Here is a 25,470-nt window from a genome sequence, read left to right on the forward strand (position 1 = left end):
TGTGCTTATCGAATTAAAAGAGGAAAAAGTGACCACAGCCTGCGGCCACAGAGATATATTGCCAACATTACCGCAACGATTGAACTAACGGTAGCGTTTTATAGGGCTATTTTGATCCTGTCCGGCAAGCCAGGCGAGCTTTTCGCCAATCTTGCCTTCAAGACCTCTGTTTGTGGGGTGATAATAGCGGGTTTGTGCCATCTCCTGCGGGAAATACTCTTCCCCGGCGGCGTAGGCGTTGGGTTCGTCATGGGCGTAGCGATACTCCTGCCCGTAACCCATCTCTTTCATCAGTTTGGTTGGCGCATTGCGCAGATGAACGGGCACATCGTAGTCCGGGCGCTCGCGCGCGTCCGACATCGCCGCTTTGAAGGCGGTATACACCGCATTGCTTTTCGGCGCGCAGGCCAGATAGACAATCGCCTGCGCAATGGCACGCTCCCCCTCCGCAGGTCCGACGCGGGTAAAGCAGTCCCAGGCGGAGATAGCGACCTGCATGGCGCGCGGATCGGCATTGCCGACATCTTCCGACGCAATGGCCAGGCAGCGACGTGCGACATATAGCGGATCGCCACCGGCGGTGATGATACGCGCGTACCAGTAAAGCGCCGCATCCGGGGCACTGCCGCGCACGGATTTATGTAATGCAGAGATCAGGTCATAAAAACGGTCGCCTTTATTATCGAAGCGCGCGCTGCGCTCCCCGGCTATTTCGGTCAGCAGCTCCTGCTTCAGCACCCGCTTTCCGGCATCGTCCACTTCGGCCATGTCGGCCATCATTTCCAGCGTATTCAGCGCCCGGCGCGCATCGCCGTTAACCAGTTCTGCAATCGCCCGCCGCGTGTCGTCCGGCAGAACGATATCCTGCCCGCCGTAGCCGCGCGCCTTATCCTCCATCGCCTGCGTCAGAACCTTTTCGATATCTTCCGTGGTCAGGGATTTAAGGAGATACACGCGCGCACGGGAAAGAAGCGCCGAGTTCAGCTCAAACGATGGGTTTTCCGTGGTTGCGCCGATGAAGAAAATCGTACCGTCTTCAATGTGCGGCAGGAACGCATCCTGCTGGCTCTTGTTGAAGCGGTGGACTTCGTCAACAAACAGAATGGTGCGACGCCCGGCATTGCGGTTTTGCCGCGCCCGCTCGATCGCCTCGCGGATCTCTTTTACACCCGACGTCACCGCAGAAATCCGCTCAACGTCTGCATTGGCGTAACGGGCGATCACTTCAGCGAGGGTGGTTTTACCGGTTCCGGGTGGACCCCAGAGGATCATGGAGTGCAGATGCCCCGCCTCAATAGCGCGCGGCAAGGGTTTCCCCGCAGCCAGCAGGTGTTGCTGGCCAATATACTGCGCTAAATTTTCTGGCCGCATACGGGCGGCCAGAGGTTGAAACGCATTATCTGAAAAATCGAGCGACAGGTTGCTCACTCATGCCTCTTACTTATTGCGTTGGTCGTCCACCGTTACGCCCTGCGGCGGGGTAAAGGTGAATTTCGATGCATCAACGGCGCCGTTTTGCTGAGACTTCAACTGATAGCTACTGTGCTGATCGTCCTGCTCAACCGCACCAAACTGATTGATAGTACCGTTGCTGCTCACGTTAATGGTGAACTGTTTCAGGTTACCGTTGCTGCCTTTTGGCGTCAGGACAAACTCATCACCGTTTTGTTTAATGTTGTACTGCTGCCAGTCGCTGGACTGGTTACGGGCAATGAGCATAAAGGGCGTATTGCTGGTCGCGTCTTTCAGCCAGGTAGCGGTCGCCTGCTCAACAAACGGGTTGTAGAACCATAAGGTTTTACCGTCAGACACCAGAACGCTTTCATCCGGCTGGGTCATATGCCAGTTGAAGAGATTCGGGCGTTTGACCCACAAATCCCCCTGACCTTCCTGCACCGCGTTGCCGCTGCCGTCAGTCACTTTTTGCGTGAAGCTGGCGTGGAAGCTGCTTACTTTATCCAGTCGGCTTTTAAGGTCGCTGGCTGCATCAGCCCAGACGCTGCTGGCAACAAAACTGGAGAGTAATGCACAGGCGATGGCGATTTTTTTCATTGTTATTCCTTAAAATACGTCTTCCCGATATGGGGGTTCCGTTTCTATTCTGGACCTGCCCGAAGGCAGGCGACAGAAGAATATGCTTAATTTTTGCTGATTTACCCTTCTTTGCAATCGCTGAAGGTTAATCAAACGGCGGTGGCGCGAGCACCTCACGGTTACCGTTATGCCCCTGTTCGCTGACGATACCCTGCGCTTCCATCTGCTCGATAATACGCGCCGCGCGGTTGTAGCCGATGCGGAACTGACGCTGCACACCAGAGATGGACGCTTTACGTTTTTCGGTGACGAAATTAACCGCCTGGTCGAATAACGGATCCAGCTCTTCGCCGCCGTCAAAACCACCGCCGCCGCCTTCGCTTTCGCTGTCGGAGGTGATGCCGTCAACGTATTGCGGACGTCCGCGCGCTTTCCAGTCCTGCACCACGGCATGCACTTCCTGGTCGCGAACAAACGCACCGTGGACACGCACCGGCGAGGTGGAGTTCGGGCCGGAATAGAGCATATCACCCATCCCCAGCAGCGACTCTGCACCGCCCTGGTCAAGGATAGTACGCGAGTCAATTTTACTCGACACGGTAAAGGCGATACGGGTCGGGATGTTTGCCTTAATAAGACCGGTGATAACGTCGACGGACGGACGCTGTGTTGCCAGCACCAGGTGGATACCCGCGGCACGCGCCTTCTGTGCCAGACGCGCAATCAGCTCTTCCACTTTCTTGCCAACGGTCATCATCAGGTCGGCGAATTCATCCACCAGCACCACGATGTAAGGCAGTTTTTCCAGCACCGGATGCTGGGCATCCATGCTGTCACCCGGCTTCCAGTATGGGTCCGGAATCGGACGGCCCATGCGCGCCGCCTCGGCGATTTTCTCGTTATAACCGGCCAGGTTACGCACGCCCAGCGCCGACATCAGCTTGTAGCGACGCTCCATTTCATTGACGCTCCAGCGCAATGCGTTGGCGGCGTCCTTCATGTCGGTTACCACTTCCGTTAACAGGTGCGGAATACCTTCGTAGACGGACAGTTCGAGCATTTTCGGGTCGATCATGATGAAACGCACATCTTCAGGCTGCGCTTTGTAGAGCATACTGAGGATCATGGCGTTCACCCCGACCGATTTACCGGAGCCAGTGGTACCCGCAACCAGCAGGTGCGGCATCTTCGCGAGATCGGCAACCACCGGATCGCCAGCGATATCTTTACCCAACACCACGGTCAGCGGGGATGGGTTATCGCGGAATTTGGTGTTATCCAGAACTTCACGCAGGTAGACGGTCTGGCGTTTCTTGTTCGGCAGCTCAAGACCAACGTAAGGCTTGCCTGGGATCACTTCCACTACGCGTACCGCCACGGTGGACAGAGAACGCGCCAGGTCGCGGGACAGATTCGAAATACGCGCCGCTTTTACGCCCGGCGCCAGGTTCAGTTCGAAACGGGTGATCACCGGACCCGGTGAGTAGTTCACCACATCCGCTTTAATACGGAAGTCAGCCAGACGTGCTTCAACCAGACGGGCCATCTGCTCAAGGGCAAAGGTGTCAACCGGCTCCACTTCTGCTGGCGGCGGCGTTAACAGATCCAACGATGGCAGCGGCGTGCTTGGGCGTTGCAGCGGGCGGCTGTCTCCGTTACGCATCAGCAGCGGGTGAATCAGGCTTTCCTGCGGCTGTGGTGCTGGCTGCTGGTACTGCGGCTGCGGCGGTTGGGCAGGCGTCTGCGGCTGAGCATAAGCCTGTAGCGCTGGCTGTTGTGGCTGCGCATAAGCCTGTGGCGCTGGCGACTGATGCACCGGTTCCGCTTCCGGCATCACGCTCGGCGTAAACAGCGGCTCGCTCGGCCCGTCATCCACCAGATCTTTCATCGGTGAAAATTCAAAATCTGACAGCGAGAACGGGGTTGCACCCGAAGGCTGTTCACCGGAATAACGTTGCTGTTGCGTGGCCGCAAACTGACGCGCTAATTCCGCTTCGGCAGCATCATCCTCATCCTGCTGAGAATGAACATCGTGTTGGTACTCGTTCCCATACCGCTGAGTCTGCTGGGCGGCAAACTGACGCGCCAGCTCATCCTGATGCAGTTCGTCGGCATCATCTTCGTAGTCGGACTCACGGGCTTTCTCTTCCGCCATACGCTGGGAAGGCAGTTTAATGCCATAAGAGGCCAGCTCCCGGCGCGTCGGTACGCGCACGCGATTAGGGCGCGGCAATTGTGGACCAATGCCCTCTTTCACCTGAGGACGCGGCGCACCGTCAGTTACCGGGCTGAACAGCGGAGCGGACGCGGCAGCGGCTGCCGTTGCCTGCTTCACGGTTTCAGCTCCCGACGCAACGGCTGGCGTGGGGTCTACAGGTGCAACGCTCGCAGAAGGCGCTTTTGCAACAGGCTCCTGCACCGGCTCAGGCACGGGCTGATACCAGGCGGCAAGCTGCTCGCGCTCACGGGCGCGGCGCTCTTCCACTTCTTCAAAATAGTACAATGGCGGACGGGATGGCTTCGCTTCCTCCACCGCTTCGGGTTCAGGCGCAGGCGCAACGTATGGCTGTTCAGATACAGCGGGTTCGGGCGTATAAGCCTGATACGGTTGTTGCGGCTCGCTGGCAGGCTCAGGCGGCTGATACGGTTGCTGCCACTGTTCCTGCTGCACAGAGATATAGCTTTCAGGCTCCGGCGCAATGGTCGGTTCAGGCGTATGGACGCCTGGCGCAGTCTGCCAGTCTACCTGCGGTTGCTGGATCGCGGACTCTGGTGCCGGAACAGGCGAGGACGGCATGACGGCTTCAACAGGCGCAACATGGGCCTGCGCAGCCGTCGTTGCGGCAGCAGCAGCGGCTACCGGTTCAGTCACGGAATGACCATTCAACAGCGGATCGTATTCGTCATACTCACCCGGCGTGGCTCGATGACCAGAGAACAGCACGTCATCAGGATCGACGGCCGCACCGCGATACTCAATCTGCTCGTCTTCATCCATACGCTTGCCGGAGAAAAGCGCGGCATCCGTTTTACGGCCTAACGGGTTAGCAAATTTTTCAGCAACGCGCTGACGGCGCGCCAGAGCACCGCGCAGAATACGCGCGCGACGAGATTCACGACGCTCATCAGGCGCATCGTCTTCTTCATACTCATCTTCATATTCGTCTTCATCGACCCACGTATCGTCGCGACGGGTGCGATTGCTGGCAAACGTGAGCAGAGTCAGAATAAAGCTGCCGATTTTTTCGGCAATGCTCACCCAGGACCAGCCGGTAAACAGCGTCAGTCCCGCCGCCCAGATACAGAGCAGCGCCAGCGTGCCGCCGCTGCTGTGAAGCATCGGTTGCAGCGCGGAACTTAACAGGCTGCCAATCACCCCGCCAGAGGCGAAATACCAGATATCATCGGCATTGATCGCCGCCAGCCCACAGGAGGTGAGGATCAGCGCCAGGGCGCCAATCAGACGCAGCGAAACGGCAAAATAATCGATGTAGTCGTCGTTCTGTCGATGACGCCATGCAAACCAGCATCCGCCAATAATAATGACGGGAAGGGTATAGGCCATCACACCGAAAATGAAGAAGAGCGTGTCCGCAAGCCAGGCGCCGGGAACACCACCTAAGTTATGGATAGGCTCATGCCATGCGGTTTGCGACCAGCTGGGATCCGAGGGGTTGAAACTGAGTAAGGCAGCCATCAGCCAGACGGCAAAAAGGGCAATAACAATCAGTAACGCCTCAAGGAGACGACGTCCGCTGCTTAGCTTAGATAATGTGACTTCTTTGTCTTCAGTGTATTCCTGGCTCAAGAAAGGCTCTCCAGGTATCAGGCATGTCCTGCCTGTGTGCTAAAACGGACAACAGCGCCGGGACTCCCCGGCACTGTTGCTGTATGGATTAACAGGAGTGTAATCAAACTACACTGATTTTGCACCTGTTCCGTGTTAGCGCGTCTTAATAACCAGACGATTGCTCTGTTTGACCTCTTCCATCACCACATAAGTACGGGTGTCGTTCACGCCTGGCAGACGCAGCAGGGTTTCACCCAGCAGCTTACGGTAGGCGGACATATCAGGCACACGGGTTTTCAACAGGTAGTCAAAATCACCGGAAACCAGATGACACTCTTGAATTTCTTCAAGTTTTTGTACAGCGGCGTTAAATTGCTCAAACACATCCGGCGCACCACGATTCAGAGTAATCTCAACAAATACCAGAAGTGAGGCATCCAGATAATGCGGGTTCAGCAGAGCCGTATAGCCCTGAATAAAACCCTGTCTTTCCAGTCGACGCACACGCTCAAGGCACGGCGTCGGGGAAAGTCCCACACGTTTTGAAAGCTCGACGTTGGAAATACGCCCATCCTTTTGCAATTCATTAAGAATGTTACGATCGATACGGTCGAGATCTTTGCCAGGGCGCTTCTTGCTATCTACCATTATTATTGTCTCTCTGTATTCCTTCCCTACTCCTGCCTGGACCCTGTGCACATCACTGTTCAGAGCCTGTACCCGTTATTCATCACATCGCCTGGTTATGTATTAGACGCGATGTGGATTCGGGTTCTGCGGTAAGAAGACCGTTGCCCGAAAGCAGTCACAGACATCACGTATGGCGTCTGTCCACACCATGCGTAGATTTCACTGACCCGGTAAAAATGGCATTTCCGTGCATGTCTATGCGACATGCAGTTCGTGCGTCTTTTTTTCTTCCTTGAATGTTTTCGCAAAAGCGCAGGGGATTGTCAAAGCAAAACATCGATTTTTAGTACAAGATGCCGGATATTCATTACGGAGGGGTATTAATCCTCATTTTATTGCCTTATAAACGCGCAGTTTTCAGTAGCAGACGTGATGTGACCGCCTATGACCCATAGGGCGCGTCTATTGCATATATCGGAAGCAAAACTGTCGTGCTCTTTTTTTACGGCAACAAATTCCCTACAATCCAGCCCATTGCCTGCCAACAACAATGGGGATCTCATGGGCACGACCAAACACAGTAAGCTGCTAATCCTTGGTTCTGGACCTGCGGGATATACCGCAGCGGTCTATGCTGCACGCGCTAACCTGCAACCGGTACTGATCACCGGGATGGAAAAAGGCGGTCAGCTGACCACCACCACGGAAGTGGAAAACTGGCCGGGCGACCCGAACGACCTGACCGGGCCGCTGCTGATGGAGCGCATGCATGAGCATGCCACCAAATTCGAAACCGAAATTCTGTTCGACCACATTAATAAAGTGGATTTGCAGAACCGTCCGTTCCGCCTGACGGGTGACAGCGGCGAGTACACCTGCGATGCGCTGATCATCGCCACCGGCGCCTCTGCCCGCTATCTCGGCCTGCCGTCTGAAGAAGCGTTCAAAGGCCGCGGCGTGTCAGCCTGCGCCACCTGCGACGGTTTCTTCTATCGCAACCAGAAAGTTGCAGTGATCGGTGGCGGCAACACCGCTGTGGAAGAAGCGCTGTATCTGGCAAACATTGCCTCAGAAGTGCACCTGATCCACCGTCGCGACACCTTCCGCGCGGAGAAAATCCTGATCAAACGCCTGATGGACAAAGTGGCGAGCGGCAACATTGTGCTGCACACCAACCGTACGCTGGAAGAAGTGACCGGCGATCAGATGGGCGTGGCGGGACTGCGTATCCGTGATACCCAGAACACCGATAACGTCGAAACGCTGGACGTGGCGGGCCTGTTTGTGGCAATTGGTCACAGCCCGAACACGGCTATCTTCGAAGGCCAGCTGGAGCTGGAGAACGGCTACATCAAAGTGCAGTCTGGCATTCACGGCAACGCCACCCAGACCAGCATTCCAGGTGTCTTCGCGGCAGGTGACGTGATGGACCATATTTATCGCCAGGCGATCACCTCTGCGGGCACCGGCTGTATGGCCGCGCTGGATGCAGAACGCTATCTGGATGGACTGGCTGAACAAGGTAAATAATCTTTACAAGTCAGTAACAAACGTAAATAAAGGCGGCCACAGGTCGCCTTTATTTTTGCTCACGTGTAACATGCAGATGTCTAATTTCTTATAACGTCACCTGCAAAGTACGCAATGGAAAAAACCCGTCAACAAGAGTTAACACGCTGGCTGAAACAGCAAAGCGTTCTGTCCCGCCGCTGGCTTATGATCTCCCGCATTCTGGGTTTTATCAGCGGTCTGTTGATTGTTGCCCAGGCATGGCTGCTGGCCCGCATTCTCAATCATATGATCATGGAGAACATCCCGCGCGAAGCGCTGCTGTTGCCGTTTATCGTTCTGGTGCTGGTTTTTGTTCTGCGTGCGTGGGTGGTCTGGCTGCGCGAGCGGGTTGGGTTCCATGCCGGGCAGCACATCCGCTATGAGATCCGCCGCAAGGTGCTCGACCGGCTTTCTGAAGCCGGTCCTGCGTGGATCCAGGGCAAACCGGCCGGTAGTTGGGCAACGCTGATCCTTGAGCAAATCGATGATATGCACGATTACTACGCGCGGTATCTTCCACAGATGGCGCTGGCAGTTTTTGTGCCACTGCTGATCGTTATCGCTATCTTCCCTGTTAACTGGGTGGCGGCGTTGATCCTGCTGGGCACCGCCCCGCTGATCCCGCTGTTTATGGCGATGGTCGGCATGGGCGCGGCAGATGCAAACCGTCGCAACTTCCTGGCGCTGGGTCGGTTGAGCGGTCATTTCCTGGACCGTCTGCGCGGAATGGAAACCCTGCGGATCTTTGGTCGTGGTGAAGCGGAAACCGAAAACATTCGCCTGGCGTCGCAGGATTTTCGTCAGCGCACCATGGAAGTGTTGCGCATGGCCTTCCTCTCTTCTGGCGTGCTCGAATTCTTTACTTCCCTGTCGATTGCGCTGGTGGCGGTTTACTTTGGTTTCTCCTACCTCGGCGCGCTGGATTTCGGCCACTACGGTACGGCGGTAACCCTTTCCGCCGGGTTCCTGGCGCTGATCCTGGCCCCGGAATTTTTCCAGCCGCTTCGCGATCTCGGCACCTTTTACCATGCCAAAGCGCAGGCGGTGGGTGCTGCCGACAGCCTGAAAACCTTCCTGGAAACGCCACTGGCGCATCCGGAGCGTGGTGAAGTGACGCTGAATACGAATGATCCGGTGATCGTTGAAGCACAGGATTTTTCTGTTCTGTCCCCTGAAGGCAAAGTGCTGGCCGGTCCGCTGAACTTTACCCTGCCTGCCGGACAACGTGTGGTGCTGGTGGGTACCAGCGGCTCAGGTAAAAGCTCATTGTTGAATGCGCTGTCAGGTTTTATGGCGTATACCGGGTCGCTGCGTATCAACAAAACGGAGCTGCGCGAACTTGATCCTGATGCCTGGCGCAAACAGCTAAGCTGGGTGGGTCAAAACCCTCAGTTGCCTGCCCCGACGCTGCGCGAGAATGTGCTGCTGGCACGGCCAGATGCGCGTGAAGATGAGCTGCAATCGGTCCTCGACCGCGCCTGGGTCAGCGAGTTTCTGCCGCTGCTTGCGCAGGGTGTCGATACCGTCATTGGCGATCAGTCTGCCGGGCTGTCAGTAGGCCAGGCACAGCGCGTCGCGGTTGCCCGTGCATTGCTAAACCCCTGTTCGCTAATGCTGCTTGATGAACCCGCGGCCAGTCTGGACGCTCACAGCGAGCAGCGCGTGATGGATGCGCTTAATGCAGCCTCACGCCAGCAAACCACACTGATGGTGACCCACCAGCTGGAAGGTATTGCCGACTGGGATCAGATCTGGGTGATGGAAAACGGACACATTGTTGAGCAAGGCGATTACGCCGCGCTTGTTGCCGCGCAGGGGCCGTTTGCGACCCTGCTGGCGAACCGTCAGGAGGATATCTGATGCGCGCCCTGCTTCCCTATCTTGCACTGTATAAACGGCACAAATGGATGCTGACGCTCGGCATTGTGCTGGCGATCGTCACTCTGCTCGCCAGCATCGGCCTGCTCACGCTTTCCGGCTGGTTCCTCTCCGCATCTGCGGCCGCAGGCTTTGCCGGGCTGTACAGCTTTAACTACATGCTCCCTGCCGCCGGGGTGCGCGGCACGGCGATCACGCGAACAGCCGGACGCTACTTCGAGCGTCTGGTCAGCCACGACGCGACTTTCCGCGTGCTGCAACACCTGCGTATTTACACCTTCAGCAAACTGCTGCCCCTCTCCCCTGCCGGGCTGGCACGTTTTCGACAGGGCGAATTACTCAACCGCGTGGTCGCAGATGTGGATACGCTGGATCACCTCTATCTGCGCGTCATTTCACCCATGGTGGGCGCGTTTGTAGTGATTGTCGTGGTGACGCTGGGGTTGAGTTTTCTGGATGTTCCCATCGCGCTGACGCTCGGCGGCATCATGCTGATGACGCTGATTATTCTGCCCCCCCTGTTTTATCGTGCAGGTAAAACCACCGGGGAAAACCTGACGCGTCTGCGCGGAGAGTACCGCCAGCAGCTCACCGCCTGGTTGCAGGGACAGGCCGAACTCACCATTTTTGGCGCCAGCAAACGCTACCGCGCCCGCATGGAAAATACGGAGCTGAACTGGCATGAAGCCCAGCGTCGCCAGTCAGAGCTGACCGCGTTCTCTCAGGCGCTGATGATGTTAATCGGCGGTATTGCCGTTATCGCCATGCTCTGGATGGCCTCCGGTGGCGTGGGCGGTAATGCACAACCTGGCCCGCTGATTGCGCTGTTTGTTTTCTGTGCCCTGGCCGCTTTTGAAGCTTTAGCCCCGGTCACGGGCGCTTTTCAGCATCTCGGCCAGGTTATTGCCTCTGCGCTACGCATTACGGATATTGCCGAGCAGGAGCCGGAAGTGACGTTCAGCGCCGGTCACACCGCCGTGCCGGAGCAGGTCGCGCTCACGCTCAGCAACGTCACTTTCGCCTACAATAATCAGGCGCAAAACGCGCTGGAAGAGATCAGCCTTTCTGTTGATGCCGGGCAGCGCATAGCGATCCTTGGCCGTACGGGATGTGGAAAATCGACGCTTCTGCAACTCCTCACGCGCGCCTGGGACCCGCAGCAGGGCGAGATACGGTTTAATGACATTCCGCTGTCTGGTTTCAGCGAAGCGGCCCTGCGTAAAACGGTCAGCGTCGTGCCCCAGCGGGTGCATCTGTTCAGCGCTACGCTGCGTGATAATCTTCTTCTGGCGGCACCAGACGCCTCCGACGATACGCTGCGGGCGATGCTGGAGCAGGTTGGGCTGCACAAGCTGCTTGAAGACGACGGGTTGAACAGCTGGCTGGGTGAAGGCGGTCGACAGCTCTCCGGCGGCGAACTGCGTCGTCTGGCTATTGCACGTGCGCTGCTGCACGATGCGCCGCTGATGTTGCTGGATGAGCCGACAGAAGGACTGGATGCCACGACAGAGAGTCAAATCCTTGATTTACTGGCGACAGTGATGAAAGGTAAAACCGTGCTGATGGTCACACATCGTCTTCGCGGACTGGTGAATTTCGATCAGATAATTGTGATGGACAACGGACACATAATTGAGCAAGGTAGTCACGCAGAGCTGCTGGCAAAACAGGGTCGCTACTACCAGTTTAAACAGCGCCTGTAGACTATATTTGTAGCGTCCTCTCTCGCGTACTGGAGTTCTGTTGTCATGCGCCTGGTGCAGCTTTCTCGCCATAATATTGCGTTCCCTTCTCCGGAGGGGGCGCTACGTGAACCTAACGGATTGCTGGCTCTGGGCGGCGATCTTAGCCCGGCACGACTCTTAATGGCTTACCAGCGCGGCATCTTCCCGTGGTTTTCTCCCGGCGACCCGATCTTATGGTGGTCTCCCGACCCGCGAGCCGTGCTGTGGCCTGGGCAGTTTCACCTGAGCCGCAGCATGAAGCGTTTTCACGCAAAATCCCCCTTTCGCGTCACGCTCAATCACGCGTTCGGGCAGGTCATTGAAGGCTGCGCTGAAGATCGTCACGAAGGCACCTGGATAACCCGCGATATCATCATCGCCTACCATCAGCTTCATGAACTGGGCTACGCGCATTCCATCGAAGTGTGGGACGGCAGCAACCTCGTCGGGGGCATGTACGGCGTGGCGCAGGGTACGCTGTTTTGCGGCGAGTCGATGTTCTCTCGCGCCACGAATGCCTCGAAAACCGCGCTGCTGGTTTTTAGCCAGGAATTTGCCCGACGTGGCGGACAGCTGATGGATTGTCAGGTGCTGAATGAGCACACCGCCTCGCTCGGTGCCGTTGAAATCTCCCGCCGACACTATATCGAACACCTTGAACAGTGCCGAAAGGAGACCCTTCCACGCGATTTTTGGGTTCCCAGAACGCTCTTTATGCCCAATGCCTAAATGTTTTCCGCATATTTTTTATGAGGGTGTTATAATTACGCCGCAGAGTAGCTTCTGCCTGTTGCCCCGCCGCCGTTTGGGACCCTCGCTTCAGATAACGTCCTGACGTTTATCCTGTCGTCTCCCCTTTACGAATGCGCTTTCTGTTCGGTTGTACCGTGACGCTTGGGCAATACGCTGAGACTGTTTTGCTGCGTTTTAAACGCGCAATTCTTTACTTAATTGAGGAATTTCGGCATTATCTTGCCGGTTCAAAACTTGGTAGTGATACCCCAGAGGATTAGATGGCCAAAGAAGACAATATTGAAATGCAGGGTACCGTACTTGATACGTTGCCTAATACCATGTTTCGCGTAGAACTGGAAAACGGTCACGTGGTAACTGCGCACATCTCCGGTAAAATGCGCAAAAACTATATCCGCATTTTGACGGGCGACAAAGTGACTGTTGAACTGACCCCGTACGACCTGAGCAAAGGCCGCATTGTCTTCCGTAGTCGCTAATTGTTTTCGCCTGTAATGGCAGATGAATATTAAATAAGGCCGGGATTTTCCCGGCCTTATTTTTTTGTCAGGACAGTCGATTATTTGAACGGTTGGTTGGGTTTAGTTTCGGGTTTTGTGTTGGTTGTACGGTGGTGCACACAATAAAATCACACAGCCTCACACTCGATGATTTCTAAGCTGCCTGTACGGCAGTGAACACAGACGTGAACATGTTCAATGCAATCTTCATTTTCTAAGCTGCCTGTACGGCAGTGAACCTTAACGCCCTGAATCCATCCGCTTACGGTCGTTTCTAAGCTGCCTGTACGGCAGTGAACAGAAACAAATCTTCGCCATCTTATTGTTCGAAAAGAAAATAATCAACATATCTACCTCAAACCCTTTTTCTGCGGCCTTGATTAGCACAATAAAAATCAATAACTTAAAGAACCGCTCGTAAAAAGGGTTTCGCCATACCGCGCCGGAGTCCCTCCCCCGACGCGCTACACCACTGTCAATTAATGATATGAATTGCAGGCTTTCCACATTCAGGTGCAGCCACATCTGCCGCCATCGAATGTGTAATGTCATGCAACAATCCTGTCAGATGGGGCAGCATCTCGCGGTCAAAATGCGACACCAGCAGCACGTGGTTTAATGCCCGGCAGTAATCGCACTTGGTTTCGGTATCTTCCAGAAGCCATTCTTTTTCCTTCAGCCGTTCCGCCTCGTCGTCAAATTCAACCACCTGAAAGTCACACATTGATTCTGCGAGTTCGGTTTTGACTACGTCCAGATAAGCACCGAGACAACGGCAAATGGGCTGCGTTTGCGGAAGCGAATGGCAATCCAGCAGGATTTCAGTGAGCAGATTACAGCGCTCGACGAGGGTTGGGAGATCAGGGGTGAGAGAGAGTTCGCTGTAGAGTTGGGAGATAGTCTGGTTTTCCATATTCATAATTTCCATATCAAGAGCTGAAAACTACCACCAGAAACGCCAACTTCGGGTGGCAGACTGAACCGGTTTGGCGTACCGACCATATGGAAAATCGGCGCTTCAAAAGAAGCCCCGGTTCAGCCCACCATATTTGAAGATACGGATTATACCGCACCTAAAAAAAGTGTGAACGAAACCAGTGACGTTGCTGTGCGCAACATCTTTCCATATGTGTGTTATCAGGACGCCAATCCCGACACCTGTTTTTGCAGGTGCGCCGCCATTTTATTACTGTAGTTTTATCCAGCAACAGACATCGAAAGAAACTGGAAAGCGCCTCGCAAAATTTCGCTGCGGCCTGTTCCCCTCACCCTAATCCTCTCCCCAAAGGGGCGGGGGACTGTTCCGTGCAGACATTATTCCCTCAGCCCACAGGGAGAGGGAGAAAAGCAGGCATAAAAAAACCGGGCATTCGCCCGGTTTTTAAGTTTAACGGTCAACTCAGTGAGCCGCTTCTGGCTTGTGCTTCGCCGCACTCTGGAAATCGTACGTCAGTTCGTTCTTCGCCTGATCCAGCCCCACCGTTACCTGGCCGCCGTCCACCAGCGAACCAAACAGCAGCTCGTTAGCCAGCGGTTTCTTCAGGTTGTCCTGAATCACGCGCGCCATCGGACGAGCGCCCATCGCACGGTCGTAGCCTTTCTCAGCCAGCCAGTTGCGGGCCTCCTGACTCACTTCCAGCGACACGCCTTTCTGATCCAGCTGAACCTGCAACTCGACAATGAACTTGTCCACCACCTGGTGGATCACCTCGGTAGACAGATGATCGAACCAGATAATGTTGTCCAGACGGTTACGGAACTCCGGCGTGAAGATCTTCTTGATCTCTTCCATCGCATCGGTGCTGTTATCCTGGTGGATCAGGCCGATGGATTTACGCTCGGTTTCCCGCACACCCGCGTTGGTAGTCATCACCAGCACCACGTTGCGGAAGTCCGCCTTGCGCCCGTTGTTATCGGTCAGCGTCCCGTTATCCATCACCTGCAACAGGATGTTGAACACGTCCGGGTGCGCTTTCTCGATTTCATCGAGCAGCAGTACCGCATGCGGATGCTTGATTACCGCGTCGGTAAGCAGGCCGCCCTGGTCAAAGCCCACGTATCCCGGAGGCGCACCAATCAAACGGCTGACGGTGTGACGCTCCATATACTCGGACATATCAAAGCGCAGCAGCTCAATGCCCAGCGCTTTGGAAAGCTGAACCGTCACCTCGGTTTTCCCCACGCCGGTCGGGCCAGCGAACAGGAAGGAACCAACCGGCTTGTGGTCATGCCCCAGGCCAGCACGGGCCATCTTGATCGCTTCGGTTAAGGCCTCAATGGCTTTATCCTGACCAAAGACCAGCATTTTCAGGCGATTGCCGAGGGTGCGCAGCGTGTCGCGGTCGCTCTGAGAAACGCTCTTCTCAGGAATACGCGCGATGCGGGCCACCACGGACTCGATATCCGCCACGTTCACGGTTTTCTTCCGCTTGCTGGCAGGCATCAGGCGCGCACGCGCACCCGCTTCGTCAATCACGTCGATCGCTTTATCCGGCAGATGACGATCGTTGATGTATTTCACCGCCAGCTCCACCGCCGCACGTACCGCTTTCGCGGTGTAACGCACGTCGTGGTGCGCTTCGTACTTGGTTTTCAGGCCGTTGATGATCTGCACCGTTTCGTCAACCGACGGCTCGGTAACATCGATTTTCTGGAAACGACGCGCCAGCGCACGATCCTTCTCAAAGATGTTGCTGAACTCCTGATACGTCGTGGAGCCCATCACGCGGATCTTGCCGCTGGAGAGCAGCGGTTTGATCAGGTTAGCCGCATCCACCTGGCCACCGGAAGCCGCACCTGCGCCGATGATGGTGTGGATCTCATCGATAAACAGGATGCTGTTGGTGTCCTGCTCCAGCTGTTTTAACAGCGCTTTGAAACGTTTTTCGAAATCACCGCGGTATTTGGTGCCCGCCAGCAGCGAGCCAATATCCAGCGAGTAGATGGTGCAGTCGGCAATCACTTCCGGCACGTCGCCCTGCACTATGCGCCAGGCCAGCCCTTCGGCAATCGCGGTTTTACCCACGCCAGATTCCCCCACCAGCAGCGGGTTGTTCTTGCGGCGACGACACAGCACCTGGATGGCTCGCTCCAGCTCTTTGTCGCGGCCAATCAGCGGGTCGATACCGCCAACGCGAGCAAGCTGGTTAAGGTTGGTGGTGAAGTTTTCCATACGATCCTCCCCGCCTGCTTGCTCTTCATTGCTGTTGATCTGTCCGCTGGGATCCGATGCCTGGTTAGGCTCGTCTTTGCGCGTTCCGTGAGAGATAAAGTTGACCACATCGAGTCGGCTGACTTCGTGTTTACGCAGCAGGTAGGCCGCCTGGGACTCCTGCTCGCTGAAGATGGCGACCAGAACATTGGCGCCCGTCACTTCGCTACGTCCGGAAGACTGGACGTGGAAAACCGCGCGCTGCAACACGCGCTGGAAGCTGAGCGTCGGCTGCGTGTCGCGCTCTTCTTCACTGGCTGGCAGCACCGGTGTAGTTTGTTCGATGAAGGCTTCGAGTTCCTGACGTAGCGCCACCAGATCCACGGAGCAGGCTTCCAGCGCTTCGCGGGCAGATGGGTTGCTAAGCAATGCGAGCAGCAAGTGCTCGACGGTCATAAACTCATGTCGGTGCTCACGCGCTCTGGCGAAAGCCATGTTTAAACTGAGTTCCAGTTCTTGATTGAGCATAGGCACCTCCCCCAATTTTATGCCTTATCAGGCCTTTTCCAGCGTACACAGCAACGGATGCTCGTTCTCCCTTGCATAGTCGTTCACCATCGCTACTTTGGTTTCCGCGACTTCGGCAGTAAAGATGCCGCAGATCGCTTTGCCACGATAATGAACGGTAAGCATCAGTTGCGTTGCACGTTCAACATCATAAGAAAAGAACTTTTGTAGCACGTCAATAACAAATTCCATCGGCGTGTAATCATCGTTCATTAACATAACTTTATACATAGATGGCGGTTTTAGCGCGTCGCGCACTTTATCTTCCGCCAGCTGGTCAAAATCCAGCCAATCGTTGGTCTTACCCATTATGCATAACCACTTTGAATCTACCTCAGATGTTAGATAACAATCATCTATTACTGTCATCCGCGATGTCTGTCACAAACTGTTGCAATAGCGTTAACTGCCTCAAATTTTGGTTGATTATTGTCCCAACTCCAGCGCCAAACGCTTGACGGCTTCTTCCGATTCTCTAAATTGTACAAGCGTGAGTTGGCGAGGTTTTGAACAGCCCCCACTCCACCACCGGTTCATTCCATCTTAATTTATAAGATTTACGAAGGATGTCGAAGCATGGAAATGGGTACTGTTAAGTGGTTCAACAACGCCAAGGGGTTTGGCTTCATTTGCCCCGAAGGCGGCGGCGAGGATATCTTCGCTCACTATTCCACCATTCAGATGGATGGTTACAGGACGCTCAAAGCCGGGCAGTCCGTCCGGTTCGATGTACACCAGGGGCCAAAAGGCAATCACGCCAGTCTTATCGTGCCCGTTGAAGCAGAAACGGTTGCATAGCTCTCTGATTCATTGTGTACACCCCGCAGGCAAAATGCCAGCCCGATCGGCTGGCATTTTTATTTTCGGGCTATTCCCGCGCCAGTGCATCCACCGGATCCAGCCGCGCCGCGTTTCGCGCCGGCAGCCAGCCAAACAAAATGCCGGTAAACGTGGAACATAAAAACGCGGTGAGGATTGCCATCGGTGAGAAGCCAATCTCCCACCCCGGTAAAAAGAGCTGGAGCGCGAAGGCGATCATCATCGAGAGCGCAATCCCCATCGCGCCGCCCACCAGACACACCAGCACCGCTTCAATCAAAAATTGCTGGAGCACGTCGCTGGCTCTGGCCCCGACCGCCATGCGGATGCCGATCTCCCGCGTACGTTCGGTCACCGACACCAGCATAATGTTCATCACCCCTATCCCGCCGACGACCAGCGAAATCACCGCCACCAGCGTCAGGAACAGCTGAAGAGTACGTGTGGTCTTTTCCGCCGTTTTCAAGAGGCCGTCCATGTTCCAGGTGAAGAAATCCTTTTTCCCGTGACGCAACGTTAACAGCCGTTCCAGCTGCTGTTCCGCCAGCGCGCTGTCGTAGCCCTCTTTCACCCGCACGGTAATGGAGTTAAGCCAGGACTGTCCCATAATGCGCCCGGAAATGGTGCTGTACGGCAGCCAGACGCGCAAAATTTTGCTGCTGCCAAACATCGACTGTTTCTCTTCCGCCACACCAATCACCGTGGCGGGCATGTTCCCCACCAGGATCACTTCCCCCACCACACGGGTTTTATTGGGGAAAAGCTGTCTGCGCGAGTTAGCGTCCAGCACCACCACCTGCGCCCTACCCGCCAGCTGTTCGGCGTTGAAGGTCGCCCCTTCGCTGAAGGTCATGCCATAAACGTTGAAGTAATCTCCGCTGACGCCGTTAGCGCTGGCCGCCACGTCGATGTTGCCGTAGCGCAGACGCAGGTTTTGCGACACGGCAGGCGTGGCGGAGTTCACCCACGGCTGCTTCTGAATGGCCGCCAGATCGTCATACTTTAGCGCCTGCTGATACTGCGGCTCGTCGTCGCCAAAATCTTTGCCGGGGTAAACGTCGATGGTGTTAGTCCCGATGGCGCGAATATCCGCCAGCACCAGCTGTTTCGCCGCATCGCCCACCACCACAATCGACACCACCGAGGCGATACCGATAATAATGCCGAGCATGGTCAGCAGGGTGCGCATTTTGTTGGCCGCCATCGCCAGCCAGGCCATGGTCAGCGCCTCGCGAAAGCCGCTGGAAAACTGTCCCCAGCCGGTAGACGCAGGCAGGGCTTCTTTCGGCGCCGCCGCTCTGGACTGACGCGGCGGCGGGTTGCTGACCAGCTCGCCGTCGCGGATCTCGATGATGCGTTCGGCCTGTGCCGCCACCTGCGGATCGTGGGTGACGATAATCACCGTGTGCCCCTGATCGCGAAGCTGATGCAGGATCGCCATCACCTCTTCACCGGAGTGGCTGTCGAGCGCGCCGGTTGGCTCATCGGCAAGGATCACCTGCCCGCCGTTCATCAGCGCGCGGGCAATACTCACGCGCTGCTGCTGACCGCCGGAAAGCTGCGAGGGCTGATAGTCCACACGCTCCGCCAGCCCCAGACGCGTTAACAGCCCCTTCGCGCGTTCGAGACGTTTTTTGCGCTCGACGCCCGCATACACCGCTGGCACTTCCACGTTCTGCGCCGCACTCAGGTGGGAAAGCAGATGGTAACGCTGGAAGATAAAGCCAAAATGCTCGCGACGCAGCCTCGCCAGCGCGTCGCCGTCCAGAGTAGAAACATCCGTCCCGGCCACGCGATAGGTGCCGCTGGTGGGCTTATCCAGACAGCCGAGAATGTTCATCAGCGTCGATTTACCCGAGCCAGACGCCCCGACAATCGCCACCATTTCACCGGCTTCCACGCGCAGGGAGATGCCTTTCAGCACCTCCACCGGCCCGTCGCCGGACGGATAGTTGCGACGAATGTCATTCAGCTCAAGCAGCGCCGTCATTGCGCGGCTCCGGGCAGGCTTTCGCTGGTGACCACTTCCTCACCCTCTTCCAGCCCTTTCACCACCACCACGTCGGTGTCGTTACGCGCGCCAATCACCACTTCCCGCTCGCGGATTTCGCCGTTGCGCAGTACTTTCACTTTGTAGCGATTGTCCCCGGCGGATTCGCCCAGCGCGGAGAGCGGAACCGTCAGCACGTTTTTCACGCCAGTCAGTTGGATATGCACCTGGGCGGTCATATCCAGACGCAGCACGCCCTGCGGGTTTGGCACCTCAAAACGTGCATAGTAGAAGATGGCGTCGTTGACCTTCTCCGGCGTCGGCAGAATATCTTTCAGCACCCCTTCATAGCGGGTTTGCGGATCGCCCAGCACCGTAAACCAGGCTTTTTGCCCCGGCTTAAGATGGATGACGTCCGCTTCAGATACCTGAGCTTTCACCAGCATGGTGCTCATATCCGCCAGGGTCAGGATGTTCGGCGCCTGTTGCGCGGCGATAACCGTCTGGCCTTGCAGGGTGGTTATCTGCGTCACTTCCCCGGCCATTGGCGCCACGATTTGCGTGTAATCGAGGTTGGTTTTCGCCGTATCCAGCGAGGCCTGATTCCGCTTGATTTGCGCGTCGATGGTGCCAATCTGCGCCTGCTTCACCGCCAGTTCCGTGGCGGCAGTGTCCAGATCCTGTTTCGAGATGGCCTGCGTTTTCGCCAGCGCCTGCTGGCGCGTCAGGGTGACCTGGGCCAGATTACGCTCCGCCTGAGCCTGAGCGCGCTGGGCGCGCAGCTCCATCAGCGTCGCTTCCACTTCGCGGATCTGGTTTTGCGCCTGCTCAGGATCGATCACCCCCAACAGCTGGCCTTTTTTAACCTTATCGCCAATTTCAACCGACAGGGTTTTTAACTGGCCGCTGACCTGCGCGCCCACGTCAACCTTACGCAGGGCATCCAGTTTTCCCGTCGCCAGCACGTTTTGTTGTAGCTCGCCCGGACGAACAATCAGCGTTTGATACTGCGGTACCGGCGCGTTCAGTACCTTCCATAACCAGAATCCGCCCGCTAACACCACTACCGCCAGCAGCAGAAACAGCTTTCTGCGTTTTCCCTTCAGGTTCATAAATATTCCAAATAATTGTTCTGGCTATCATCACCGTTGATTTTATCTAAACCACTCCTCAACGAAACCCCCGATCCCCGTAATCGTCGGGAATTGTTTACCCGATGTTGATAAAGCGCCTGCTGAAATAGCGATATTCCACCAGAAGCAGGATCTAACATGTCTTCCATCGTCGATACACCTTATTCAACGCTACCCCAGCCTAAATCGGGCTGGCAATTGTTCAAAAGCCTGGCATCGGGTTCTCTCGCGCCGGGGCTGGCGTGGCAAAATCCGGCCTATCGACGTAAGTTTATGTTGCGCTCGCTGGCAACGCCGTTCACCACTGCGCGCCTGCTTGGACACCTTGCCAAACAGCCCCGTCTGATGCAGATCCTGCGCGTGCAGCCCGGCCTGCCGTGCCGCCTGCACCGACCGTGGCTGACCGTCAATATGGGCCGTCAGAATACGCTGGACGCATTGAACGATCACTATCAGATGATGAGCCGCCATCTTCCGGTGTCGCTGCTAAATGGCTACCTCTCCAGTCAGGGCATCACCCTGGTGACGTTAACGGGCAAAGAGGAGCAGCCGTTTAGCGTTCGCCTGAGCGCGGATGCGTTTCTGGACAAAGAAGGAGAAGCGACCCTCACTTTTTGCGACCACCAGAACACGGTGCTGGCCGAGCTGACCTTTACGCTGTGCCAGTACGAAGGCAAGTCAACGCTGTTCATCGGCGGAATGCAGGGGGCGAAGGCGCATGTCGCGCACGAACACATCCAGCTTGCGACTAAAGCCTGTCACGGACTGTTCCCAAAACGTCTGCTGGTGGAAGCGGTCATGACGCTGGCAGGTGCCTTCCCGGTCGAGCAGATCCTCGCGGTGAGTAATGCCACCCATATCTACCGCAGCTGGCGCTATCGCAAGAAAAAAGAGGGAAAATTGCTGGCTGATTACGACAGCTTCTGGCGCTCTCTTGGCGGAGAGCAGCAGGATAACGGCAACTTTGCCCTGCCGCTGACCATGCCACGCAAGCCGATGGAAGAGATAGCGAGTAAAAAACGGTCCGAGTACCGCCGCCGCTATGCCCTGCTGGACAGCCTGATCCAACAGGTTTCACAGGCCACTGCCCGTTAATCTGCCCTCCCGCGAGCCAGCCAGAGGACGCGGGAGAACATTTTACGCAGCAGCGTGGGTACCGACTCCACGCCTCGCCTGCCCGCTTCCGTCGCCACTTCGATGGCCAAATCCGGTTTTGACGAACGGTGGATCGCTTTCGCGATCACCCGGCGCATATTCATCGGCACATCCACCGGGATCATCGCCACGCGGTGAAAGACGTCGTCAAAGCCCTGGCGGTACATAAAGTGCTCCATGTCCATCGCAGGCAATGCGGTCAGATGTTCACGCTCCGCCTCCCGATCGTTATTGAGCAGGCTGCGTACGGTCGCCGCATATTTTTTACCCGCCTCATCGCCATCCACCAGCACGTGCCACTCGATCCCCATCCGGCGCGCAAATTTGATCAGCGGCTTTAAGCCCGACTGAGCAAATTCGATCACCTTGATCCCTTCGGCATCAAAGTGGTGCCCGCACTGGCGAGCCAGCTCGTTTATCACCCAGGTTTCCGTTTCGCCTTCCACCAGTAACCAGCAGCGGGCAAACAGGGATGAGGCTCGGTTAAAGCGGATATGAAAGGCAATCCGTCGGCCATCTTCGGCATTTAACCCGCCGGGTCCAAGCCGGTAGGCGGTGACACGCGACGATTCACGCACCAGGCGGCAGACATACTCCACCGGCGTCAGGGAGAGCAACTCTCCGGAATTCGTGGTGGTGACACGCTGCAACGGCAGCAGATTCAGAAGATGCCACGCCACGGAAAGCATAATCGGGTGCAGCCGCGTTTCCGGATCTTCCACCAGCAGCAGCGGGCGCGCATCCCGATCCAGGCGCACCGTCCCTTTCGCCTGCAAAAGCGTGGAGAATAATCCCAGCAGGATCACCCGATGCGTGCGCCCGCCGGGGCGGTCGATCATGCGGTTGATAATGTCGAGATAGCGCCAGCTTCGTTGCTCATCGTGCGAGCGGCGGCGCATCAGACGGTGGCGCGCCTGCCCCGTTCCCTGCTCGGAGAAGTAGTGCTCCAGTAATTGCACCATGGCAGACAGCCCCTGACGGATCTGGCCGTCGGTGAGGTTCTGCGGGCGCGAGACCAGTTCACGGGCGAGGAAATCCAGTTCGCGGGCGGTCACCTCCACTTCGGGCATATTCGGCACGGTGCCGTTGCGGATCCGCCGCATAAAGCGCGCGTCACGTAAGCGCAGCACGGGGGAGAGACGGATAAGATGGCGGGCAAGCTCGTCAATATTATCGAGCGGGATCGGATTCCCCTTCTCATCCAGGAATTCACGCAGGGTTAACACGCCGTCGTTTTGCGCCATTTCGCCCTCAAGGCGATAGAAAATACGGTGGAACCCATCTTCACAGGGCACCCAGCAGGGCGACATTGGGCGAAAACGACGCACGCGATGGCGACCAGGCTCAGATTCGCGGAAGGTCAGGATGATATGCAGATGTTTCTCGCGTCCGTTGACATCCCCCGGCGGAAACCAGAAGTCATCATGAACGAAGTGGTACAAGTTCTCTTCGGGCGAAAGCAGCAGCGTCAGGGCATCCAGCAGGCTGGATTTACCCCAGGCATTTTCGCCTATCAGGACGTTGTTCTGTTCCAGTTGCAGTGACAGGCGGTTAATCCCGCGAAACCCGACAATCTCCACACGTTCGAGTAGCATACATCCCCCGCATTTCGGCCACTTTTTCCTTCAAGTTATCAGCAGTATAGCGGCAGGCTGTGGGTCACGACAGCAGAATATACGCCCCGTTAATAATTGGGCTATGCTCTATTTACCTCCGATCTGAACAAGGATTGACATCACATTGCCTTAAATCAAATTTAATGAATTTATTTGAGTGGCGAAGGGATGTTGATGGTTTCAAAATACGGGCTCTTTGAGTCGTCAGCCCTTTATGGCGATATAACCCGCGCGCAGGAATGGGTGCGGACGTTTATTATTGAGGTGGTTATGTTCAGAAAATTAGCGGCAGAATGCTTTGGTACATTCTGGCTGGTGTTTGGTGGCTGCGGTAGCGCAGTACTGGCAGCCGCATTTCCGGAGTTAGGTATTGGCTTTGTCGGCGTCGCGCTGGCATTCGGTTTAACCGTATTAACCATGGCATTCGCCGTGGGGCATATTTCCGGTGGTCATTTCAATCCGGCCGTCACGTTAGGTTTATGGGCGGGCGGACGTTTCCCGGCGAAAGATATTATTGGCTATATTATTGCCCAGGTTATCGGCGGTATTATTGCCGCGGCGGTGTTGTACGTCATTGCCAGCGGAAAAGCCGGGTTTGATGCCGCGGCCAGCGGATTTGCGTCGAACGGTTTCGGTGAACACTCTCCAGGCGGCTACTCAATGCTGTCTGCTATCGTGATTGAAATTGTGCTCACCGCAGGTTTCCTGCTGGTGATCCACGGTGCCACGGACAAATACGCGCCTGCGGGCTTCGCCCCTATCGCTATTGGTCTGGCGCTGACGCTGATCCACCTGATCTCCATTCCGGTGACCAACACCTCCGTTAACCCGGCGCGCAGCACCGCCGTCGCCATTTTCCAGGGCGGCTGGGCGCTTGAACAGCTGTGGCTGTTCTGGGTGATGCCAATTATCGGCGGTATTCTGGGCGGCGTGCTGTATCGCACCCTGCTGGAAAAACGCGATTAATTAAGTGCGGTCTGTAATGTCGGGTGGCGCTAAAGCTTACCCGACCTACGTTAGTGTGCACTTTGTAGGCCGGGTAAGGCGTAGCCGCCACCCGGCTTTTTTTGTAGCTTTACCTCACAGCCTTTATTGGGTAGTGTCTCTGGCGCTTAACTGTTACTCAAAAGGACCGGCTGTTCATGTTCTCAGGACTCCTCATCATTCTCCTGCCCCTGATTGTGGGCTATCTTATTCCGCTGCGTCATGAATCGGCCTTAAAGCTAATTAATCGTTTTCTCAGCTGGATTGTTTACGTCATTCTGTTCTTTATGGGGATCAGCCTGGCCTTCCTGGATAATCTGGCGACGAACCTGCTTTCCATCCTGCATTATTCTGCGGTCACGGTAGTGGTTATTCTGCTGTGCAATATCGCCGCCCTGTTCTGGCTGGAACGCACTATTCCCTGGAAAAATCACCATCATCAGGAAAAACTCCCCTCCCGTATTGCGATGGCGCTGGAATCATTAAAACTGTGCGGCGTGGTGGTACTCGGTTTTTTACTGGGGCTGACCGGCTGGGCATTTTTACAGCATGCAACGGAAGCCAGCGAATATACGCTTATTTTCCTGCTCTTCCTGATTGGTATTCAGTTGCGAAATAATGGCATGACGCTGAAACAGATTGTCCTTAACCGCCGGGGAATGATTGTTGCCGTTATCGTTGTGGCCAGCTCAATGGTGGGGGGCGTAATTAACGCCTTTATTCTCGACCTGCCGCTGAAAACCAGCCTGGCGATGGCGTCCGGGTTTGGCTGGTATTCGCTCTCCGGTATTCTGCTGACCGAATCGTTTGGTCCGGTCATCGGCAGCGCCGCCTTCTTTAACGATCTGGCCCGCGAGCTGATCGCCATTATGCTGATCCCCGGCCTGGTACGCCGCAGTCGCTCAACCGCGCTGGGCCTGTGCGGGGCCACCTCAATGGACTTTACCCTGCCGGTGTTACAGCGTTCGGGCGGGCTGGAAATGGTCCCTGCCGCTATCGTCCACGGCTTTATTCTGAGCCTGCTGGTGCCCATTCTGATGGCGTTCTTCTCAGCCTGATACTGCTTTGGCGGTAGTGAACCTGCCGCCAAAATTGCGCTAAATCAATAACCCTCCACTTAGTACAAGAAAGCACTTTTCTCTGTTGTGGCACAGGCATAACCTTAAACATGTATCTCAAATATAACTTTAACAGG

The 25,470-nt window shown here is 56.0% G+C and carries 19 protein-coding genes; 9 read left to right on the top strand and 10 right to left on the bottom strand.

Annotated elements, in window-relative coordinates; translation table 11 throughout:
- Positions 1-84 precede the first annotated feature (84 nt).
- The 4 genes from rarA to lrp form a co-directional block, all read right to left on the bottom strand.
- The gene (gene rarA / locus BH712_RS06320; protein WP_006809396.1) at positions 85-1,428 is read right to left on the bottom strand and encodes a replication-associated recombination protein RarA; all 1,344 of its coding nucleotides are present in this window, start codon (positions 1,426-1,428) and stop codon (positions 85-87) included.
- Between the two features lie 9 nt (positions 1,429-1,437).
- Entirely contained in the window at positions 1,438-2,052 is a 615-nt protein-coding gene (gene lolA / locus BH712_RS06325; RefSeq protein ID WP_006809397.1) for an outer membrane lipoprotein periplasmic chaperone LolA, read from the bottom strand.
- A gap of 127 nt (positions 2,053-2,179) precedes the next feature.
- Positions 2,180-5,842 (bottom strand): DNA translocase FtsK 4TM domain-containing protein, encoded by a 3,663-nt coding sequence (locus BH712_RS06330; protein WP_006809398.1) that lies wholly within the window; start codon positions 5,840-5,842, stop codon positions 2,180-2,182.
- Between the two features lie 135 nt (positions 5,843-5,977).
- A complete protein-coding gene (lrp, locus tag BH712_RS06335) occupies positions 5,978-6,472 on the bottom strand; it encodes a leucine-responsive transcriptional regulator Lrp (protein WP_000228469.1) in 495 nt (164 codons plus the stop codon).
- 543 nt (positions 6,473-7,015) lie between these two features.
- Between lrp and trxB the strand changes: the two genes are divergently transcribed.
- From trxB to infA, 5 genes are all read left to right on the top strand, one after another.
- Positions 7,016-7,984, top strand: coding sequence for a thioredoxin-disulfide reductase (gene trxB, locus BH712_RS06345; protein ID WP_006809400.1), 969 nt, complete (start codon positions 7,016-7,018; stop codon positions 7,982-7,984).
- Positions 7,985-8,098: 114 nt separating this feature from the next.
- The gene (gene cydD, locus BH712_RS06350) at positions 8,099-9,865 is read left to right on the top strand and encodes a heme ABC transporter permease/ATP-binding protein CydD (protein WP_006809401.1); all 1,767 of its coding nucleotides are present in this window, start codon (positions 8,099-8,101) and stop codon (positions 9,863-9,865) included.
- Positions 9,865-11,586 (top strand): heme ABC transporter ATP-binding protein/permease CydC, encoded by a 1,722-nt coding sequence (gene cydC / locus BH712_RS06355; protein WP_006809402.1) that lies wholly within the window; start codon positions 9,865-9,867, stop codon positions 11,584-11,586. Before cydD ends, cydC begins: the two co-directional genes overlap by 1 nt.
- 45 nt (positions 11,587-11,631) lie before the next feature.
- Positions 11,632-12,336: a leucyl/phenylalanyl-tRNA--protein transferase gene (gene aat / locus BH712_RS06360; RefSeq protein ID WP_006809403.1), complete on the top strand. Its 705-nt coding sequence runs from the start codon at positions 11,632-11,634 to the stop codon at positions 12,334-12,336.
- Positions 12,337-12,620: 284 nt separating this feature from the next.
- Positions 12,621-12,839 (top strand): translation initiation factor IF-1, encoded by a 219-nt coding sequence (gene infA / locus BH712_RS06365; protein WP_002211347.1) that lies wholly within the window; start codon positions 12,621-12,623, stop codon positions 12,837-12,839.
- A 496-nt stretch (positions 12,840-13,335) separates the two neighbouring features.
- Here infA and BH712_RS06370 read toward each other — a convergent pair whose 3' ends face one another.
- The 3 genes from BH712_RS06370 to clpS all read right to left on the bottom strand — a co-directional run bounded on the left by BH712_RS06370 (position 13,336) and on the right by clpS (position 16,887).
- Positions 13,336-13,788 carry a hypothetical protein gene (locus BH712_RS06370; protein WP_006809406.1) on the bottom strand — a complete coding sequence of 151 codons (453 nt, stop codon included), beginning with the start codon at positions 13,786-13,788 and terminating at the stop codon, positions 13,336-13,338.
- Positions 13,789-14,259: 471 nt separating this feature from the next.
- Positions 14,260-16,539, bottom strand: coding sequence for an ATP-dependent Clp protease ATP-binding subunit ClpA (clpA, locus tag BH712_RS06375; protein ID WP_006809407.1), 2,280 nt, complete (start codon positions 16,537-16,539; stop codon positions 14,260-14,262).
- Between the two features lie 27 nt (positions 16,540-16,566).
- Complete coding sequence (gene clpS / locus BH712_RS06380) at positions 16,567-16,887, bottom strand: ATP-dependent Clp protease adapter ClpS (RefSeq protein ID WP_006174393.1); 321 nt, start codon at positions 16,885-16,887, stop codon at positions 16,567-16,569.
- A gap of 267 nt (positions 16,888-17,154) precedes the next feature.
- Between clpS and cspD the strand changes: the two genes are divergently transcribed.
- Entirely contained in the window at positions 17,155-17,376 is a 222-nt protein-coding gene (cspD, locus tag BH712_RS06385) for a cold shock-like protein CspD (protein ID WP_006809408.1), read from the top strand.
- A 70-nt stretch (positions 17,377-17,446) separates the two neighbouring features.
- Here the strand turns inward: cspD and macB are convergent, their stop codons facing one another.
- Together macB and macA are read right to left on the bottom strand one after the other, a co-directional pair.
- Entirely contained in the window at positions 17,447-19,387 is a 1,941-nt protein-coding gene (gene macB, locus BH712_RS06390) for a macrolide ABC transporter ATP-binding protein/permease MacB (RefSeq protein WP_006809409.1), read from the bottom strand.
- Positions 19,384-20,499: a macrolide transporter subunit MacA gene (macA, locus tag BH712_RS06395; protein ID WP_006809410.1), complete on the bottom strand. Its 1,116-nt coding sequence runs from the start codon at positions 20,497-20,499 to the stop codon at positions 19,384-19,386. Before macA ends, macB begins: the two co-directional genes overlap by 4 nt.
- A gap of 159 nt (positions 20,500-20,658) precedes the next feature.
- Between macA and BH712_RS06400 the strand changes: the two genes are divergently transcribed.
- Positions 20,659-21,615 carry a VirK/YbjX family protein gene (locus BH712_RS06400; protein WP_006809411.1) on the top strand — a complete coding sequence of 319 codons (957 nt, stop codon included), beginning with the start codon at positions 20,659-20,661 and terminating at the stop codon, positions 21,613-21,615.
- On the opposite strand, the gene BH712_RS06405 is transcribed toward BH712_RS06400, so the two are convergent.
- The gene (locus tag BH712_RS06405; protein ID WP_006809412.1) at positions 21,612-23,270 is read right to left on the bottom strand and encodes an ATP-dependent endonuclease; all 1,659 of its coding nucleotides are present in this window, start codon (positions 23,268-23,270) and stop codon (positions 21,612-21,614) included. The genes BH712_RS06400 and BH712_RS06405 overlap by 4 nt on opposite strands.
- 291 nt (positions 23,271-23,561) lie before the next feature.
- Here BH712_RS06405 and aqpZ point away from each other — a divergent pair, with 291 nt between their 5' ends.
- Positions 23,562-24,257, top strand: coding sequence for an aquaporin Z (gene aqpZ / locus BH712_RS06410; RefSeq protein WP_026080729.1), 696 nt, complete (start codon positions 23,562-23,564; stop codon positions 24,255-24,257).
- A 176-nt stretch (positions 24,258-24,433) separates the two neighbouring features.
- The gene (locus BH712_RS06415) at positions 24,434-25,333 is read left to right on the top strand and encodes a LysO family transporter (RefSeq protein WP_006809414.1); all 900 of its coding nucleotides are present in this window, start codon (positions 24,434-24,436) and stop codon (positions 25,331-25,333) included.
- The last annotated feature ends 137 nt before the right edge of the window (positions 25,334-25,470 follow it).

It is taken from the genome of Enterobacter hormaechei ATCC 49162, assembly GCF_001875655.1.
Lineage (GTDB): Bacteria > Pseudomonadota > Gammaproteobacteria > Enterobacterales > Enterobacteriaceae > Enterobacter > Enterobacter hormaechei.

What these genes read in the sequence shown, in the direction of transcription:
- lolA (WP_006809397.1), bottom strand. Translation starts at nt 2,052, where the DNA reads ATGAAAAAAATCGCCATCGCCTGTGCATTACTCTCCAGTTTTGTTGCC.
- lrp (WP_000228469.1), bottom strand. Translation starts at nt 6,472, where the DNA reads ATGGTAGATAGCAAGAAGCGCCCTGGCAAAGATCTCGACCGTATCGAT.
- trxB (WP_006809400.1), top strand. Translation starts at nt 7,016, where the DNA reads ATGGGCACGACCAAACACAGTAAGCTGCTAATCCTTGGTTCTGGACCT.
- cydD (WP_006809401.1), top strand. Translation starts at nt 8,099, where the DNA reads ATGGAAAAAACCCGTCAACAAGAGTTAACACGCTGGCTGAAACAGCAA.
- cydC (WP_006809402.1), top strand. Translation starts at nt 9,865, where the DNA reads ATGCGCGCCCTGCTTCCCTATCTTGCACTGTATAAACGGCACAAATGG.
- aat (WP_006809403.1), top strand. Translation starts at nt 11,632, where the DNA reads ATGCGCCTGGTGCAGCTTTCTCGCCATAATATTGCGTTCCCTTCTCCG.
- infA (WP_002211347.1), top strand. Translation starts at nt 12,621, where the DNA reads ATGGCCAAAGAAGACAATATTGAAATGCAGGGTACCGTACTTGATACG.
- BH712_RS06370 (WP_006809406.1), bottom strand. Translation starts at nt 13,788, where the DNA reads ATGGAAATTATGAATATGGAAAACCAGACTATCTCCCAACTCTACAGC.
- clpA (WP_006809407.1), bottom strand. Translation starts at nt 16,539, where the DNA reads ATGCTCAATCAAGAACTGGAACTCAGTTTAAACATGGCTTTCGCCAGA.
- clpS (WP_006174393.1), bottom strand. Translation starts at nt 16,887, where the DNA reads ATGGGTAAGACCAACGATTGGCTGGATTTTGACCAGCTGGCGGAAGAT.
- cspD (WP_006809408.1), top strand. Translation starts at nt 17,155, where the DNA reads ATGGAAATGGGTACTGTTAAGTGGTTCAACAACGCCAAGGGGTTTGGC.
- macB (WP_006809409.1), bottom strand. Translation starts at nt 19,387, where the DNA reads ATGACGGCGCTGCTTGAGCTGAATGACATTCGTCGCAACTATCCGTCC.
- macA (WP_006809410.1), bottom strand. Translation starts at nt 20,499, where the DNA reads ATGAACCTGAAGGGAAAACGCAGAAAGCTGTTTCTGCTGCTGGCGGTA.
- BH712_RS06400 (WP_006809411.1), top strand. Translation starts at nt 20,659, where the DNA reads ATGTCTTCCATCGTCGATACACCTTATTCAACGCTACCCCAGCCTAAA.
- BH712_RS06405 (WP_006809412.1), bottom strand. Translation starts at nt 23,270, where the DNA reads ATGCTACTCGAACGTGTGGAGATTGTCGGGTTTCGCGGGATTAACCGC.
- aqpZ (WP_026080729.1), top strand. Translation starts at nt 23,562, where the DNA reads ATGTTCAGAAAATTAGCGGCAGAATGCTTTGGTACATTCTGGCTGGTG.
- BH712_RS06415 (WP_006809414.1), top strand. Translation starts at nt 24,434, where the DNA reads ATGTTCTCAGGACTCCTCATCATTCTCCTGCCCCTGATTGTGGGCTAT.